The 17663-nt window shown below is 50.2% G+C and carries 14 protein-coding genes; 8 read left to right on the forward strand and 6 right to left on the reverse strand.

All coding sequences use genetic code 11. The features are described from left to right. Positions 1-95: 95 nt before the first annotated feature. The 4 genes from Pla110_RS12830 to Pla110_RS12845 all read right to left on the reverse strand — a co-directional run bounded on the left by Pla110_RS12830 (position 96) and on the right by Pla110_RS12845 (position 6502). Positions 96-2345 (reverse strand): outer membrane protein assembly factor BamB family protein, encoded by a 2250-nt coding sequence (locus Pla110_RS12830; RefSeq protein ID WP_231742412.1) that lies wholly within the window; start codon positions 2343-2345, stop codon positions 96-98. A 585-nt stretch (positions 2346-2930) separates the two neighbouring features. Further along, entirely contained in the window at positions 2931-3743 is an 813-nt protein-coding gene (locus Pla110_RS12835; protein WP_197440177.1) for a glutaminyl-peptide cyclotransferase, read from the reverse strand. Between the two features lie 155 nt (positions 3744-3898). After that, complete coding sequence (locus Pla110_RS12840; protein WP_144996150.1) at positions 3899-4594, reverse strand: potassium channel family protein; 696 nt, start codon at positions 4592-4594, stop codon at positions 3899-3901. 75 nt (positions 4595-4669) lie between these two features. Further along, the gene (locus Pla110_RS12845) at positions 4670-6502 is read right to left on the reverse strand and encodes a TrkH family potassium uptake protein (RefSeq protein WP_144996151.1); all 1833 of its coding nucleotides are present in this window, start codon (positions 6500-6502) and stop codon (positions 4670-4672) included. 220 nt (positions 6503-6722) lie between these two features. Here Pla110_RS12845 and Pla110_RS12850 point away from each other — a divergent pair, with 220 nt between their 5' ends. From Pla110_RS12850 to Pla110_RS12885, 8 genes are all read left to right on the forward strand, one after another. Continuing rightward, a complete protein-coding gene (locus Pla110_RS12850; RefSeq protein WP_144996152.1) occupies positions 6723-8129 on the forward strand; it encodes an HD domain-containing protein in 1407 nt (468 codons plus the stop codon). 540 nt (positions 8130-8669) lie between these two features. Further along, complete coding sequence (locus tag Pla110_RS12855) at positions 8670-9038, forward strand: response regulator (RefSeq protein ID WP_144996153.1); 369 nt, start codon at positions 8670-8672, stop codon at positions 9036-9038. Then, a complete protein-coding gene (locus Pla110_RS12860) occupies positions 9035-10111 on the forward strand; it encodes a protein-glutamate methylesterase/protein-glutamine glutaminase (RefSeq protein ID WP_144996154.1) in 1077 nt (358 codons plus the stop codon). The genes Pla110_RS12855 and Pla110_RS12860 overlap by 4 nt, the downstream gene beginning before the upstream one ends. 4 nt (positions 10112-10115) lie before the next feature. Next, positions 10116-10952 carry a CheR family methyltransferase gene (locus Pla110_RS12865; RefSeq protein ID WP_144996155.1) on the forward strand — a complete coding sequence of 279 codons (837 nt, stop codon included), beginning with the start codon at positions 10116-10118 and terminating at the stop codon, positions 10950-10952. A gap of 368 nt (positions 10953-11320) precedes the next feature. Then, positions 11321-12403 (forward strand): 3-phosphoserine/phosphohydroxythreonine transaminase, encoded by a 1083-nt coding sequence (serC, locus tag Pla110_RS12870; protein WP_144996156.1) that lies wholly within the window; start codon positions 11321-11323, stop codon positions 12401-12403. A 147-nt stretch (positions 12404-12550) separates the two neighbouring features. Then, the gene (locus Pla110_RS12875; protein WP_144996157.1) at positions 12551-13366 is read left to right on the forward strand and encodes a phosphorylase family protein; all 816 of its coding nucleotides are present in this window, start codon (positions 12551-12553) and stop codon (positions 13364-13366) included. A gap of 161 nt (positions 13367-13527) precedes the next feature. Next, on the forward strand, positions 13528-14325 hold the full coding sequence (locus Pla110_RS12880; protein WP_144996158.1) for a creatininase family protein: 798 nt from the start codon (positions 13528-13530) through the stop codon (positions 14323-14325). Between the two features lie 137 nt (positions 14326-14462). After that, on the forward strand, positions 14463-15293 hold the full coding sequence (locus Pla110_RS12885) for an alpha/beta hydrolase (protein WP_144996159.1): 831 nt from the start codon (positions 14463-14465) through the stop codon (positions 15291-15293). A gap of 33 nt (positions 15294-15326) precedes the next feature. On the opposite strand, the gene Pla110_RS12890 is transcribed toward Pla110_RS12885, so the two are convergent. Together Pla110_RS12890 and lpdA are read right to left on the reverse strand one after the other, a co-directional pair. Beyond that, positions 15327-16058, reverse strand: a complete 732-nt coding sequence (locus Pla110_RS12890) for a lipoate--protein ligase family protein (protein ID WP_144996160.1) — start codon at positions 16056-16058, stop codon at positions 15327-15329. 91 nt (positions 16059-16149) lie between these two features. Beyond that, a complete protein-coding gene (gene lpdA, locus Pla110_RS12895; RefSeq protein ID WP_144996161.1) occupies positions 16150-17535 on the reverse strand; it encodes a dihydrolipoyl dehydrogenase in 1386 nt (461 codons plus the stop codon). Positions 17536-17663 lie beyond the last annotated feature (128 nt).

Below are 17663 nucleotides of genomic sequence, written 5' to 3' on the forward strand. Positions count from 1 at the left end.
GTAACTTCTGTGCGGGACATCATGCCCAACAGGTTCGAAAGCAAGTACTGAAAAGAGTTCCGGTGAGAATCTCACCGGAACTGATCCAGATTGACTTACTTTTCAGTAACCTGAATATTGTCAATAAACGCATCTGCTAACGAGTAAACGTATAATCCCGCAGCCCCTTGTGTATTGGGGTGTGGATCGTCCGCTTCAATCGTCCATTCTTCGGGCTCTTCCTTATCCCGTTCCCAGACTTTGCCGCGAACATGCGCGACACCGTCTTCGATATCAACTGTCAATTTCATGGTGTACCAGACGTCTGGATCGGAAACGAACTTCTGCTCTTTCGCCATCCGCAAATGAGGGGCCCAACTCTGAAGCGAAAGCTTCATATTGTTTCCCTTGATGATGAAGTTGTAACGCTGGTTCGTGATACCAATGCTGGACAATTTTCGGTTTTGCTCACGCAACAGGACATCCGCCTGAATGACGTAATCCTTCATTTCACTGGTACCCAGCCATGCCAGTACTGAAGGACGTCCCTTCGGTGCCGCAAACTTCATGACGGGTTCGCCATCAACTTCGGCGGGTTGCAGTTTCAGGAAGGCATTGATCCAAGTCGGAGGAACTTGTTTTCCTTCGTAACCGGTGAATCCGAACTCCCAGGGAAGTGCAGGAATCAAGCGTAAGCGGGCAGTCGCTTCCTGACCGGCGTGCTTGGCAGTCAAGAGCCCAGCAGCAGGAGCAGAAATATTCTCAACATGTAACTGCTTGCCATCCAGTTTGGCTTCAGGCAGCGTGTCCCCCAAGGTGATCTCGGTGTCGTCAACTGTTCCAAGGAAACGTCCGTTGGCGTCGAAGGTCTGAACTTCGTATTCGACGTCTCCCCCTTTATTGAGGGCGACTTCGTAGGGAACCAGTTTAATATGAGCGACTTCTTCCAGAGGAGCCGTTTCTTCAGCAAGTTCCGGAATAGGATCGCTTGCCGGTTCAGAATCTTTCTTACCGATACAGATAGTGCGGTCACGGGTGACGAATACGACTTTACCATCCGAAATCGCTGGCGAAGCATAAATTTCGTCCATTCCACTGCCGTTGGCACTGGGAAGTTGAACGTGGGAAAGAGACTCGCATTTTTCACGGCTCGGTTTGACGATGTGAATGTTTCCATTCACTTCCATCACGTAGATTTTTCCGTCCGCCCAAATGGGAGAACCTTTACCGACGGTCCCTAGGTTGTGAACCCAGAGCTGTTTACCATCTTTACTATCAAACGCGTAGAGCTTACCGGTGTCAGCGACGACATATAGGATGCCGTCTTTTACAAGCAAACTGGCGTATCCAGCTTTAATGTTATCGACACGCCAAACGGAACCAGTTTCAGTGATGTTTCCTTTACCAGTGGCATCGATACATTGGATACGACCAAACTCAGTCGTATCGATGTTGTCTTCCCCATGGGAAATGTAAACCAGATTGCCATCGGCGACGGGGGAGGCATTTAATCCTCGCTTCGACATATCGAAGCCCCAGATCGGTTCGCCAGTGCGGGCTTGAATTGCATGAATTCCACCGTCACTGTTACCGCCGATCAGCATCCGAGTTCCGTCGATGACGGTAATGATGGGACAGGAGTAGTTGGTGTCTTCGGGGGCGCCGCCTGGAGCGGACGTCCACAGTAAATCGCCGTTTCGTTTATCGAAGGCGTAGTAAGTTTGTTTGGGGGGCGGCTTGGCCGTGTCGCCCCAGTTCAAAGCCATGAAACTGACAATGACCCGGTCTTCGTCAATGATAGGGGTTTGAGTACGACCACCGTAACCGGAGATCAAACCGAAGTCTTCTCGCATTGCGTATTCCCAGAGACGTTCTCCATCGGCGGAATAACAGCGGAAGAGACCACTTACGGTATGAACGTAAACGTTGCCCGTTTCAGGGTCGGCGACCATGCTGGCCCAACCGACTCGGGGAGCGGGAATGTCTGTCTGGAAAACGTTGAACACGTCTTTCCAGATTTCTTCACCCGTGTTGAGGTCAAGGCAGACGACCTGTTCCTGAGCGTTGATTTTGTCTTTGGGATCGGTCACGTCATGGCTGGTGCGACAGTTGTAGTAGACCCGATCATTCAGGATCACCGGGGTCGAGCGACCACCGATTTCGGAAACCCAGAGTACGTTCTCTCCAGTTTTTCCGTCCGAGTTTAGCGACCAGGATTCAACCAGGCCCGTTTCGCGGCTGATGCCATTCATTTCCGGGCCACGCCAGTGCGCCCACTCATTGGCAAACAGAGAAAGGGGGGCGGACACAACAAGCAATGTCAAACAAAGCAGCCTGAACATCAAGCGGGAATAATTCCGACTCATTAATAGTTCCTTCAGAATCGATTCGAGAATACTGTGAGGAATGGTCATTTACTTAACACGATTACACTTAAAACAATCACACTTAAAAACAAATACAGTGTCACTTATCAGGGTGCGATCACAGTTCCTGTGATTAATCAACCTCGTGTATCGTGGTCTAACAAGTCCAAAGTGAATCGAGGATAGCTCGACGACAATGCTCATTACGATGGCAAAGTTACTATGGATGTCAGAAGCGGGGCTGACAATCGTGCTCTATAGGGAGGGTCCAGTAACCAGAATTTCCATTTCAACCGAAATTCTACTGATATTGAACAGACCACGCCCCTCCAGTGTATTTGAGCGCCGAGTTAAAAAGCAATCTGAACGGAACGGCTGGCGGCAGTTCTCATCAAATTTTACGGATGCGTCAGTGCGGGCCACATCCGCAGAAACTGCAGAAAAGAAGACAAATCTCGGCTCAGGGCACGGTAAAAACTGGAAGGTGCCTTGAAACTCTCCAGTTAAATCAACTCCGCATTAGTCCTGTGCGTTTTGATATAAGCACAACTAGAGAGTAGGCACATCCCGGTTTCAGTGTGAGTACTAATTCGGATTGTTTATTTTGATCTCGTAGAGTTTCGGCCAGTTCTTGCCTGTTATAAAAATCTGTCCCGTATTCGGATGTTGGGCGATTCCGTTCAGGACCATCTCATCCCCACGCCTATTTTTGGGCCAGACGCGGCGCAGGTCGATCCAGCGAATGACTTTACCAGTCTGGGGATCAATGCAGGCGATGTAATCTTCATACCAGACATTCGCCCAGATTTCGCCGTTGATATATTCCAGTTCGTTTAAATTATCCAACTGACGATTTCCCGCAACGACGGTGATTTTATGATCGACCGAGAAATCTGCCGGGTTCATAAAGCTGAGTTGAGAGGAGCCATTGCTCATTATCAGATGTTTTGTATCGTGAGTAATTCCCCACCCTTCTCCACGATATCGGAGAGTTCCCAGATTGCGGAAGGTCGCGAGGTCATAGACGATTGCTTGTTGCTTTTTCCACGTCAGTTGTACCACTCGATTGTTCCAGATGGTGATTCCCTCACCAAAGACATCTCGGGGAAGTTTCTGAACCTTTAGAACATTACCCGACTTCAGATCAACTTTGCGCAACTCCGAGGAACCGTACATGCCAGTCCCCTCGTAAAAATTCCCCTCAGCATCAAAGCACAGCCCCTGCGAAAAAGCATTCGCATCGTGCGGAAAGCTGTTAACGATTTGTACAGTCACTACAGGAACAGTTTCCCGAGCGGCAAGGATACTCACAGAAGCGACTCCCACCATCAGCATGCTGACCACGGTAACCAGCATCCAACGCTTTTTACTTCTCTTCTTGAGCGCAGACCAGTTCATTTCACGAGACCAGAAAAGAGAACGATTTTCTTCAAACGATGGCCTCTATCGTAACGGAGAGCCTATTTCTGCTCCAGTTCAATTCTAAATCGCAGAAAACAAGGCGTATTAGGCCATCCCGATGCCCGCTAGATCTCACGGAGGTTCCGGGGAGATTATTCGCGGGGAAGCTGAGCCAGGCGTGCGTCTGGACCGACAATATACAGCGTATCTCCGCTGTTAATGATGTCATGCGGTTTCGGAACACTCATAATACGGGGGGCTTCGTCAATGCCTTCACCATCTTCAGCGTCCTCGTCTTTCACAGGCATATTCCTGATACCAACGAGGTTCAGGTTGTAAGTTTCACGCAGCTTCAATTCGAGGAGGCTTTTCCCTACAAATGACCCGGGGGCGTCGAGTTCAATCAGACTGAACCCCTCCTCCAGCGGAATGAGGTCTCGCAGGTGGGGCAGCGCGAGTTTACGTGCCATCTCCTCTCCCGCCTGTTTTTCCGGCTGGATGACCTGACTTGCTCCAATCCGTTTGAAAATCTCGGCATGGAACTTTGTGCGTGCTCGACAAATGATCTGAGGAATTTCCAATGAATTCAGAATCGTCGTTGCTAAGAGGGCCGACTCGAAGTTGCCTCCGATCGCCACGATCGCGATGTCAACTTCATCGATTTTCTGACTCCGAAGCGCGAGTTCATCCGTCGCATCCAACCGGACAGCCAGGTCGACGTTGTCCTTGATCTGTTCCACGATTGTCGGCGAATGATCCACCGCGATCACTTCCGCTTTACGCGCCGCCAACTCCGTGGCGAGTGTGTAGCCGAACCGACCTAAGCCTAAAACTGCTATCCGCGGCACAATGCGATTCCTTTATTCTTGACTTGATCGTTTTCAACTCATCGGGGAAAAGGCCCATTCAGGCAGTCCCGGACGTTACCCCAGCATGACTCGTTCCTCTGGGTATTCATACTCCAGACCGCCCTGATTCGTCCGACTGAGAGCGAGCAACAGAGTCAACGGGCCGATACGTCCCAGAAACATTGTCACCATAATGACGATTTGAGAGGGAGGAGACAACTCCGCTGTTAAGCCAGTGGAGACACCGACTGTCCCGAACGCGCTCGTCGCTTCGTACAGAATATCGATGAATTCCCCCGGTCTGTTTTCAAAGATTGTCAGTAACAATGTCGTTAACATGACTGTCATGACGCCCACCGTCACGATGGTAAGCGCTCGCTTAACTGATTCGTCAGGCACGGATCGACCGGCCCATTCGACTCTCGGGCGTCCCCGATAGATCGACACCAGACTTAATCCAATCAACATAAAGCAAACCACTTTAATCCCCCCTCCCGTTGAACCAGGCGAGGCGCCAATAAACATCAATCCGATGGAAACTAACTTAGACGAGGTTTGCATCTCCCCTAAATCAACCGTATTAAATCCGGCGGTGCGCATCGTGACCGACTGAAACCAGGCATCTGCCCACCGGTGCCCCAGCGGGGAACTCCCTTCGCTCGCCAGTGATTCCAAGAAGAAAAAACTGAACGTACCCGCCAGCAGCAGTAAGGAAGTTCCAACCAACACGAGACGAGAAGAGAGGGTCAACCGAGTTTTTTGTTTGGATATCGAGAACAATGGAGTTCGCTCAATATCCCAGTACTTGGACTTCAAAATCAGTACGAGATTATAGATCACGGAGAACCCAATTCCGCCGCAGATAATGAGTGCTGCCATCCCCCCCCACACCTGCCAGCGTTCCCCCATTCCGAGCAAGCCATCATCCTGAAGCGAGAATCCTGCATTACAAAAAGCGCTGACAGCATGAAACAGACTGTAGAAAGACTGCTCTCCTAAAGGTCGATCGCTCCATAACCCGGAAATGGCAACAGCACCAATCAACTCTGCCATAAGCGTAAACAGCAGGATCGTTAATAACAGTCGTTTTAGATCACTCAAGCCGTTTGATTCCAGCATCTCTCCCATCGTGGCGCTTTGTCGCACATGGATAGATCGTCCCGAGGCCACCGCCAGTAGCGCTCCCCAAGTCATGATTCCCAATCCCCCAATTTGAAACAGGGACAGAATCACCACTTGCCCGAACGTCGACCAGTAGCTTCCCGTCGGCACCACAATTAATCCCGTCACGCAACTGGCACTGGTGGAAGTAAAGAGGGCTGTTATAAACGGGGCGCCTATTGGGTCAGCGAGTTCGGGAGGTTGAGCACGGGAAACAGGCAACATCAATAAGCCCGTTCCCACGATAATGAGAAACAGAAAAGAACCGCCCAACAGAATTGCCGGATTATTTCCTGTTCTGGAAAGCCGGTTCACCGTATGGAGTAAACGCCAGATCCCTCGAAATACGAGACAGAATTCAGTCCAGAAAATCGCAAGGTGCCAGTCTGTATCGATCTGACTGAACAAACCAATCGATTGCCGCACTCCTCCGCCAATGAACGCCAGTCCGATCAGCCAGACGAGACTGGCAAGAAAATGGATGCGATGCTGGCTCAAAAAACTTTTGCGAACACGACTGAAGAAATATCGAATGGTCACGGAGAACGTAATCATCAACATGCACAGCAAAACCAGCACGTTGATCTCTCGTGTATTCGCCTCTGAAAAACGAGCTAGTCCGTGATGGATTACGACGGCCAGCATGCCCACGACCTGCGACGTCGCCTGCAGCCAACGTAACGCTTCCGTCAACCGGGGGTATAAGGTAGGTTCATCAAGGAAATGGTTGGACCCGGTATTGGCCATACGATGGGGATTTTCGAGCTAAACAGTAAGAGATTACGGTGATCACCCTATGCTATCCAACATGCCCCCTCTTTATCAACAACAGGCGAAAGCCTAGAGTCTCAGTCGCGAGCAGTTATTAAAATAGGTTCTCAGCCCCGCTGTGCAAAATAGCCGGGAACTCATTATCATACGTCCGTCGATTCCACCTCTATATTCCTGTAGACAAGATGGCTGCCCGATGCTGAAGGATTTTTCAAAGGAGAGTCTCAGTTACGATCCGATTCACGGTTACATCCCTTTCATTTCCCCGAATGATTTAAAGGGAGACGAGGTTTCGGAACAGGAGATCATCGATCACCCCTGGGTGCAGCGAATGCGATATATTCACCAACTGCAGACTGCCTGGTGGGTATTCCCTTCTGCCGAGCATATGCGTTTCCAGCATGTCCTGGGAGCGATGCACCTCTCCAGCAAAGCGATCGAACTCTGGTATGATTCCCTCTGCGAAAGCTGCGCGAATGTCCCTTCGCGCCCTTACGTCGAGAGTCTGGTCCGTATGGCGGCCCTGCTGCATGATGTGGGCCACGGCCCATTCGGTCATTTCTTTGATGATCACTATCTCGCCCAATTCAACATTACGCACGAGATCATCGGTGCCCATATTATTGAACACGAATTGGGCGACCTGCTCCGTGGTATTCGCCGGAACCCCAACGGTCATCTTCAGCCACTTGAAGAGCTGGAACCGAGACAGATTGCCTGGTTGATCTGTCGACCTAAACCGGACAATGACGCGAGCGAAGGACAACCGGACTGGTTGAAGAAGTTGCGTTCTCTGTTCAGCGGTATCTATACCGTCGATAACATGGACTTCGTACTTCGCGATGCTTACATGTCAGGATACAACACGCGAGCGTTTGATATTTCCCGTTTGATGTACTACAGCTTTTTCACTCCCAGTGGTTTGACGATCCACTGCCGCGGCTTGCCAACCCTGATCAACTTCATCGAAACGCGGGCAAATCTGTTTAAGTCGATCTACTTTCATAGAACCGTCCGCGCATTCGATCTCGCCCTGGAAGACCTCTTCGGACCGACGATGGAGGCCCTCTTCTCCGGGAATCCGCTAGAAAACCTGGATGACTATCGTCAGTTGACAGAATCTTCCTTCATGGTTGATGTACAGCGACTCAGCCGAAGCGACGACCCAGAGCGAAAAGCATTGGGGCATCGGTGGGAAGATCTGCTTTCCCGACGAGTCACCTGGAAGCTGGCTGCCGAGCGTATGCTCAACTTCCATTCGACTCAGTCGGAACGGATGACGATTTTTTCCGCTCCCGATTTGATCGAACGGCTCATTCGGGAACGTCTCTCTCACGAGATGAAAACGATTCCACTCAAAATTGATGTGGCCCGTCACTATCATCGCCCCAGTGGAAAACTCCCTACTGGTGGACAGAACTTCATGCTGGACCCGAACGTTGGAGTACCACAGGTGCTTAATGACGACGAGCTGTTTCATTCGCTGCCTGTCAGCTTTCTCATTTTCCGTATCTATTCGCTTGAGCACGATCATGACGGCGCCATTCACCGCGCGCTCGACCTGCTGCTGGGCGAAACGGGCGACACCAAGACGAATATGTAACCCACCAGATTCGCCCAAGCACCCGATTAGCGACTTGATCCGACGAAGTCTGGTCGTGCCGGTTGTAGGACTATTTGGCTTGTTGAAATCACCGATTGCATAGAAATACCGGTCTGTTGCTTTTTTGAACCGGTAGCCCCATCAACCTGACCTATATCCCTTTAGGTAGATATTCAGGAATTGATGGTCGCGTTTAATCCCCCGGTGATCCAACCCGATCTCGAAAGGGAGAAAACGCTTATCTGCACTTGAGTAAACTCTATCAATCCGGGCCAGATCCTCCCTGCTTCGGTCGAATACCTTGGGTTCAAATGGGCAAGATGCCCAAAGAGTGCGGATATTTCCAATGGTGAGAGTCTCACCGGAATTTCCTGCCAGAACCCCCCTCAGAGACAATTTGAAACTAGCGCTTACAAGTTACCTATTCGATAAATGAACTAGCACATGGACCGTAAATCCAGACAGATGTGTGTCTGCAAGTGACAGCCGGTCGATGAGTCAAATTGTTTGGTTTTATCCAAACGAGGAGTCTAACAAACGATGAAGAAAATCCTGTTGGTGGATGATTCTCGCGCGGTCCGTCTCGTATCGCGAAAGATAGTGTCCAATATGGACTTGGAAGCTCTGGAAGCAGAACATGGCGCCGAAGGCCTGGAAGTGGTGAAAGCCAATCCGGACATCGACGTAGTTCTGCTCGACTGGAACATGCCTGTTATGGATGGGCTGACCTTCTTGAAAGAGCTTCGAAAACTCGACCTGCCCAAACAACCGATCGTCGTAATGTGCACCACCGAGAATGAGATGGAACGTATCGTGGAAGCGATGCAGAACGGTGCCGATGAGTACATTATGAAACCTTTCACCGAAGATATTATTCGGGAAAAACTCCAGGAAACAGGAATTCTGTGATCCAATCGAACATACGAGTGTTAATCGTGGATGACTCTGCAGTCATTCGCGGGTTGTTAGCACGTGCCCTGCAAACGGATTCAGGGATTGAAGTCACTGGAACATCTATGCATGGTGAAGCGGCTCTCTCATTCCTGAAACGGAATGAAGTGGATGTCGTCCTGCTGGATGTAGAAATGCCGGTGATGGACGGTCTGACGACTTTGCAGGAGATCCAAAAGCAATACCCAGACGTCCATGTCATCATGGTTTCTTCCTATACGATGGCAGGAGCGGAGGACACGGTCTCTGCCCTTTCAATGGGAGCAGCGGGTTGCGTTGCGAAACCGATCTCCAATTCGCCTTCGGAGAGTATAAGGCAATTGAGCACAGAACTGCTCCCTATGGTGAAATCCCTGGGACAGTCACGTTTGCGAAAATCAACAACACCAGTTTCAGTTCGACGGGATACCATTGTCCAAAACAATAGCAATGCGGGCCCCATGGTCACTCCGCAACTTGTTGTTATTGGAACCAGTACAGGAGGGCCTCAGGCTCTGCGTACAGTGCTGACTGGACTACCGAAAGATTTTCCGCTACCAATTCTTATCGTTCAGCATATGCCTCCCATGTTTACTCCTATGCTGGCGAAACATATTGCTCAGGATACCGGGCGTCCGGCTAAAGAAGCCGAACATAATGAACCGATTCAACGTGGCGTGACATATGTCGCCCCAGGGGACTTCCACATGGAAGTCAACAAGCTGGGTGATCGAATGGTCCTGCAGTTGAATCAGAAAGAACCGGAACATTATTGTCGTCCCTCAGTAAACCCTCTCTTCCGTACCGCGGCCTCCTGGTACCGGAATAAAGTCCTCGGCGTGATGCTCACCGGGATGGGAGAAGATGGAATCGAAGGAACCAGAACATTAGTGGAAAACGGGGGCTACATGATGGCCCAAAACGAAGCCACCTGTGTTGTCTATGGGATGCCTCGCGCCGTTGTCGACGCAGGCCTGGCCAAACAGATTCTGCCAATCGATTCCGTCGCCGACGAAATCGCCAAACATTGTGCTGTAGCAGTAAAGGTATAATACCGTGGATCCCGTACATTACGACTACCTCGCCAGTTTTCTGCTCGGTGCCTCCGGACTTAGTCTGGGTAACAACAAAGAGTACCTGCTGGAAAGCCGCTTAATTCCCCTGGCCCAAAGTATGGGCTGGAATGGAATTCCGGAACTGATCACTCAACTACGACTGGGCCGGGACAAAAACCTCGAAGATGCCGTCGTCGAAGCGATGACTACCAACGAGACATCATTCTTCCGTGATAAAAAGCCGTTTGAAGTGATGACTTCGCACATCTTCCCGGAACTGGTCAAAAGCCGCGCCACTCGACGAACGATTCGTATCTGGTGCGCCGCAGGAGCAACCGGTCAGGAACCTTACAGTATCGCCATGACTATTCTGGAGAACTTTCCGGAACTGCGCAACTGGCACATCGAAATGCTGATCACGGATATTTCACAGCAGGCTTTGGGGCGGTCCAAAGAAGGTGTCTACAGCCAGTTTGAAATTCAACGCGGCCTTCCCGTTAAACTTCTGATGAAACACTTCGAACAGAATGACAAAGGTTGGAAGGTTAAAGAAGACCTAAAAAAAGGGATGCGTTGGGAGCGATTCAATTTGCTCGACTCGTACAATCGTTTTGGTGTCTTCGATTTGATCATGTGTCGAAACGTATTAATCTACTTTGAAAACAAAACCAAAGGGGATATCCTGGATCGAATGTCCAAACAATTGGCCTCTGATGGATACTTGATGCTGGGCTCTGCTGAAACCATTCTCGGAATCACCGAAAGCTACCAGAAAATCCCAGGCCTCGAGAGTGGCGTCTACGAAACCATCCAGGGAAAAGTAGGAGCTACTCGATAACTCGAGTCTGAATTAATTCAAATAGCATAATTCAAACGAAGCCACGTTTATCGCGTGGCTTCGTTTTTTTTGTGAACGCTACCAAACCGGCTGTTGTCCTCCTGGTATCCCTCCAATTTGTTTTCCGCCTGAATTCCTCATAGGTCTCTTCATTTCACCGAGGATTCCGAGCCACATAGACCCCAGATGGTCTGATTTATCAAAATCCCCGAAATAGGCTGGCAGCGAACGTTGACGTCCTCATTAAGGCAATTATAAACGAATGTTTTGTCGACAATAATGTCCACAGCAATCGGGCGTAGGTAACATCTGCTCGTTGGTGAGGATCGGTACTGGATTAAATACTCTCTGATCTGTGAGCTTTCGATATGAGTGAACGCATTATCAACTTTTCCGCTGGTCCGGCTGTTCTCCCCGAGCCTGTTTTGAGTCAAGCCCGGGAAGATCTTTGGTCTCTGGACGGAACTGGTATCGGTGTGATGGAACATTCTCACCGGGGAAAAGCATTTCTGGCGGTTTACGAGAAAACGGTTGCTCTTTGCCGCGAACTTGCCTCGATCCCAGACAACTACAAAGTCCTGTTCCTGCAGGGCGGTGCCTCTTCACAGTTCTTCACGATTCCGATGAACTTCCTGGCTCAGGACAAAACAGCCGATTACCTGATCACGGGGTCCTGGTCCAAAAAAGCAATCGCGGAAGCGAAGTCTTTCGGAACAGCGCACACAGCTTCCAGCAGCGCCGACAAGAACTTCAATTACATTCCCAAAGAGATCAAGTACAGCGATACCCAAACATACGTACACTTCACTTCCAACAACACTATCTTTGGAACGGAGTACGCCAGCGAACCGGAGAATCCTGCGGGCTCCTTTCTTGTCTGCGATGCCAGTAGTGATATCTTCTCTCGCCCTTTGGACATCTCCAAATATGGCATCGTCTACGCCGGGGCCCAAAAAAATCTAGGACCAAGTGGTGTGACTCTGGTGATCATCCGCGACGATTTGATCGAACAGGGAGCATCCGATATCCCCACCATGCTGCAATACCGTACGCATGCGGAAAACGATTCGATGTTCAACACGCCCCCCACGTTCGGCATCTATATCATGGGACAGGTTTTCAGTTGGATTAAAGATCAGGGCGGACTTTCGGCCATCCAGAAATTAAACCAGCGTAAAGCCAATAAGCTGTACGGATATCTGGATTCCAGTAAGTTGTTCCAGGGAACAGCCGAAGTCGATAGCCGATCCATGATGAACGTCACCTTCGTAACCGGCAACGAAGACCTCGACAAAAAGTTCATCTCTGAAGCGACGGCAGCTGGCCTCGACGGACTAAAAGGACACCGCAGCGTAGGCGGAATGCGTGCCAGTATTTACAATGCATTCCCTGAAGCAGGAATTGACAAATTGGTCGAATTCATGACTGCATTCGAAAAATCAAATGGTTGATATTAATCAGTATCGCTGACAAATTGAAAACCCCTGATTGACATCACGTTGTTAATCAGGGGTTTTTGTTTGGGAAATGCTACACGTTCTTCTTAGAATGAAACTCTTCATTCCCCCTGTCGATCGCTCAGAGAAAGTCCCAACCCCATGCCGTTTGATGATCAGGTCGACGTCGGAATTGTCGTAGCACTCGAGCGAGAGATTAGTTTGTTTCTCTTCCGACATCCCGAACACGAACGCCAATCGGGCAAGCAGGCTGTTTTTCTTCAAACTGAGGTTGGAGAAAAAGTTGTTGGAATCGCCATTACAGGACCGGGTCAGGAACGTGCCGAAGCTGGAACGCGCGCCCTCTGCGAAGCCATGCATCCCCGCTGGATCATCTCTGCCGGATATGGAGGAGCCCTGTTACCGCAACAAAAGGTAGGGGATGCCGTCTTCATTGAAGACATTGTTACCTCCAATGATCTACACGTTCAATTGGGAGGCAATTATGCTTTCGCAGATTCCACTGACTCAGATAAATTTTCACAGCAAATCAATGGGGAACGACTTCGAGCAATGCGAGGCCGCCTGTTTTCTGGCGACGACATGGTAACGACAAAGGAGGAACGGTCCCTTCTGGCCGAGAAACACAACGCTGACGTTGTCGATATGGAAACAGCCGCTGTTGTGAAGGTCGCCCGCGAGTGGCATCTTCCAGTACTGGCACTCCGCGCCATCACTGATGATCTGGAAACGGAACTTCCCCCGGAAATCGCCTCCATGCTGGAGAAAGAAGGAGCCTCACGCTGGGGAACAATCGCAACCTCTCTCTGGAAAAAACCCCGGTTGTCTAAAAACCTGTGGGAACTGAAACAGAACTCGCTTGCCGCCTCTGAAACAATCGCGATCGGTGTTGAGTATTTGATATCCAATTTGCCTCCTTCAACAATCAAATCCACTGAGCCACCTTCAGACGATTAACTCAGTGATGGGGCTCGATTGCATATCGCCTACTCATTCGGTTACATAGAGATATTACCGGGAAAAGTAATCGATTCTTATTCCTCCCTCTGCCCTCATTTCCGCCTGATTAATTCACGGCCAGAGGCAACGTTTACTTCACATCAGAAAGATCAGCACCAATGCGCGAATGGCTGTTATCCGAAGTTAATTATCAGCATGTCAAAGAGAATCCCTACCAGGTAGCAGTACTCCCCATTGGCGCGACCGAACCGCACAATCTGCATTTACCGTACGGAACTGACACCATTCAGGTAGAGACGATGGCGGCACGAGCCTGCGAACGGGCCTACAAAAAAGGTGGCAAAGTGATCATGCTTCCTCCGTTGCCTTACGGTACGGAAACGAACATGATCGAGTATCCGTTTGCAATGAATCTGCAACCTTCGACGATCCTCAATGTCATCTCTGACTTCTGCGAAGCTCTCGAAACTCAGGGAATTTACAAGCTGGTCATCGTGAATGGTCACGGTGGCAACGACTTCAAGCCTCTCCTCCGAGAGTTGCTGGTGCAGACGGAAGTGAATCTCTTTTTGTGTGATTGGTTTCGCGGTATTGCGGCCGATGCCGTTCCGGAGATTTTCGAACAACCGGGAGATCACGCTGATGAGGTCGAAACTTCTCTCGTCATGGCGATCCGCCCCGAACTTGTCGGTAAAGATCCTGACACAGGGAAACTCATTGCGGACGATGGCAGTACCCGTGCCAGCCGTTTCGAAGCGGTCAACAAAGGATGGGTGTCGATCTCTCGTCCTTTCGGTTTACTCACAACTAACACCGGTTCAGGAAATCCTCACGCCGCCACTCCTGAGAAGGGTGAAAAGTTACTCAACCTGATTGTGGAACGATTGGGCGATTTCCTGTTTGACCTCTCAGAAGCCGATATCGATATCGACTTTCCTTTTGAATCACGAAACTGATGTTCTCTGAAACTGATCTACTCTAAAATTGAGTCGCAGCAGTGCAGCATTAATGTGCTGTATTGAAAAGTTGGCATAGAAGATAACATCATTAATCATCGAGAGCTTTCAACATCTGTCCTGAAAGAGATTCCACCATGCACCGATCATCGCTACTTCCCGTTCTGTTTTTTCTGCTCCTTTGTTTGTTTGCGAATACCTCCCAACAAGCGATAGCAGAAGAAGGTTACGAACTGGTCGAAAACGTTCCTTACCGGCAAGACGATGAACTGACCGAATATATGCAGGAACGTTGCCGGTTGGACATCTATCACCCGATAGAGAAAACCGGTTTTGCGACGGTCGTCTGGTTTCATGGTGGAGGATTACGTGCGGGAAATAAGTATCTTCCCGACCAACTAAGGGAAAAAGGCATTGCAGTCGTGCCCGTCAATTACCGGTTGCACCCCAAAGTAAAATCACCCGCCTATATCGACGATGCTGCCGCAGCTGTTGCCTGGGTATTCAAGAATATCGAATCGTACGGAGGTGACCCGAAGAAGATTTTTGTCAGCGGTCATTCGGCTGGTGGTTACCAGACAAGCATGATCGGTCTCGATAAAAAGTGGCTACAGAAGTACGACCTCGATGCCAATGAGATTGCCGGTTTAATTCCTTTCAGCGGCCATAGCATCACCCATTTCACGGTTCGTAAGGAAATGGGCATCGATAAAAATACGCCGCTCATTGACGACATGGCCCCGCTTTCTCATCTGAGGAAGGACGCTCCACCCATCCTCATTATCACCGGGGATCGTGAGTTGGAACTATTGGGCCGTTACGAAGAAAATGCCTATATGTGGCGAATGCTGAAAATCGTGGGACACCCTGATGTGAAACTGGAAGAGCTGGAAGGTTTCACCCATGGCGGAATGAATCAACCTGCGCAGTTACTGCTATTAGACTTCATGAAGAAACATAGCAAGTAAGATCAGTGTTGCGACGAACTTTAGCAGACGTCCCTAGCGGGACTCGGTCCATTCCGTGTCTTCGTACTTCTGCTGGGCCAGTTCGCGAATCTCATCCTTGGGTAAGTCGTATTCGGCAGCAGAGGCACCCCACTCTTCTGTTAAAGCAGATCGGATTGCCTCACGCTCCAGAGGGAGATTCGTCATGAATTCAAGATGGGTGCGACCAGACCGATATTCGGGTTCTCGTTCCGGTTTGGTCAACAAACGAGCCGCTTGTTCCAGTGGAAAACCATACAAAATAGTGCCGTGATGGAGGCAGTTATTCTTGATCCAGCGCTGCGAGTTTCCGGAGAATTTTAAACCACCCACGGTCAAATCGCTGATACCAGCCAGTTCGATTCGGTCTTCTTCTAGTAAGCGGAGTTGCAAACTTTGCCCGATGCGATTGAGGATGAACTCAATCGATTCTTTGATTCCAGGATGTTCAGTGAACGGGATTAGCAGGGAAAACACGAGACACCCAGGGCCTAGTAAAACAGTTCCCCCTCCGGACATGCGCCGGATCACGGGAACCTGTTCCTTGCGGCAGGCGTCGTAATCGACGTTCAGTCCCAGTTTATTGCCACGCCCGACAATCACTGCAGGAAACGGAAGCTCCCATAGTCGCAACGTAGGGGGGATATCACCTGTGGCGAGCATCTTCAGCAGTATCTCGTCCAGTGCCAGGTTTTCCTGCGGAGAAGGCAATGTCGATTCGAGCAGGTGGAATATCATTTTATCCATGCACGAACAGTCCTTGCCTGAAGAAACAGTTTATCACTTCGGATCTTATCCAAGATCTAAAAGGAATTCGCTCTCAATATTAACGCCATTCCTAGAAGTGGATTGCGCGGCCATCAACAGCCATTGCTGCTTCTTTCACAGCCTCAGCCAAGGTCGGATGGGCGTGGCAGCAGCGGGCCAGGTCTTCGGCGCTTGCACCAAATTCCATGGCGACAGCTGCTTCCGCAATTAAGTCACCCGCATGGGGTCCGAGAATGTGAACCCCCAAAAGTCGGTCAGTCGTATTATCGGCCAGGATTTTGACGCGGCCTTCAGTATGCCCAATTGCCCGAGCCCGCCCGTTCGCCAGGAATGGGAAAGACCCTTTCCGATAAGCGACGCCGTCTTGCAGCAGCTGATCTTCAGTTTTACCCACGGCGGCGATTTCGGGACTGGTGTAAGCAATCGAGGGGATCGCGTTGTAGTTAACGTGCCCATAGCCAGTAACGATTTTTTCGACGCAGGCGATTCCTTCTTCTTCGGCTTTGTGAGCTAGCATCGCTCCGCCAATGACATCGCCTACGGCAAACACATTCGGAACAGAAGTGGCATAGCTACCATCGACAGGAATGAATCCTCGCTGAGCCAGCTCAACTCCGATCGTATCCAATCCGAGATTTTCTGTGTTTGGTTTTCGGCCTACAGCCATCAGCACGCGATCACAATTAATCGGGTCCTGGCCGTCGACCTCGACGACGCATCCCTTTTTATTGGCCGACGCTGCGGTCACTTTAGCGCCCAATTGGAACGTGAGGCCCTGCTTCTCGAAAACCTTCTGAGCTTCAGCTGCGATTTCGGCATCTGTTCCCGGACAAATCCGATCCAGGTATTCAAGAACAGTCACTTTCGAGCCAAGACGATTCCAAACAGTGCCCAATTCGACGCCGATGTATCCTGCACCAATCACGACGAGATGTTGAGGAACATCCGTGTATTCGAGGGCTTCAGTGCTGCTGGCAATCTTGTCACCATTGAACTCAATTCCGGGCAGCGATGAGGGGACTGAACCCGTCGCGATGAGAATATTTTTCCCTTCGACTTGCACTGTCTCTTTGTCGTTAGTCACTTCAAGCGAATTAGGGCCGGTGAACTTGGCATGACCCATGTATCGTTTAATTTTATTCTTGCGAAACAGCCCGTCAATTCCACCGACCAGCATCTGTACGACGTTTTTGCGGTGGGCTTGCATCTTTTCGAGATCTAGTTCGAGCTTGCCAGTTTTGATTCCAAATCCGGCGAACTCTGTTTCCGCGGCGCGGTATTTTTCGCTCGTTTCGAGCAGTGCTTTACTCGGAATACAGCCTACGCGCAGGCACGTTCCGCCCAGAGCTTTTTCTTTTTCGATACAGGCAACATTCAAACCCAATTGAGCGGCTCGAATGGCTGCAACGTATCCCCCGGGACCAGCTCCAATGACGACCAGATCGTGTTGACTCATGACTTAGTTTACTTCACTATTTTATTCTGACAGTAAAAAGGAAGAGAAGCCGTCCTCACGGAGCACGGCGTTCTCTGGTGGAGCCCTCTTGTTCTCACTGGAAGGTCAGAAGGGTCCTGTTTTTATCT

Source organism: Polystyrenella longa (genome assembly GCF_007750395.1).
GTDB lineage: Bacteria > Planctomycetota > Planctomycetia > Planctomycetales > Planctomycetaceae > Polystyrenella > Polystyrenella longa.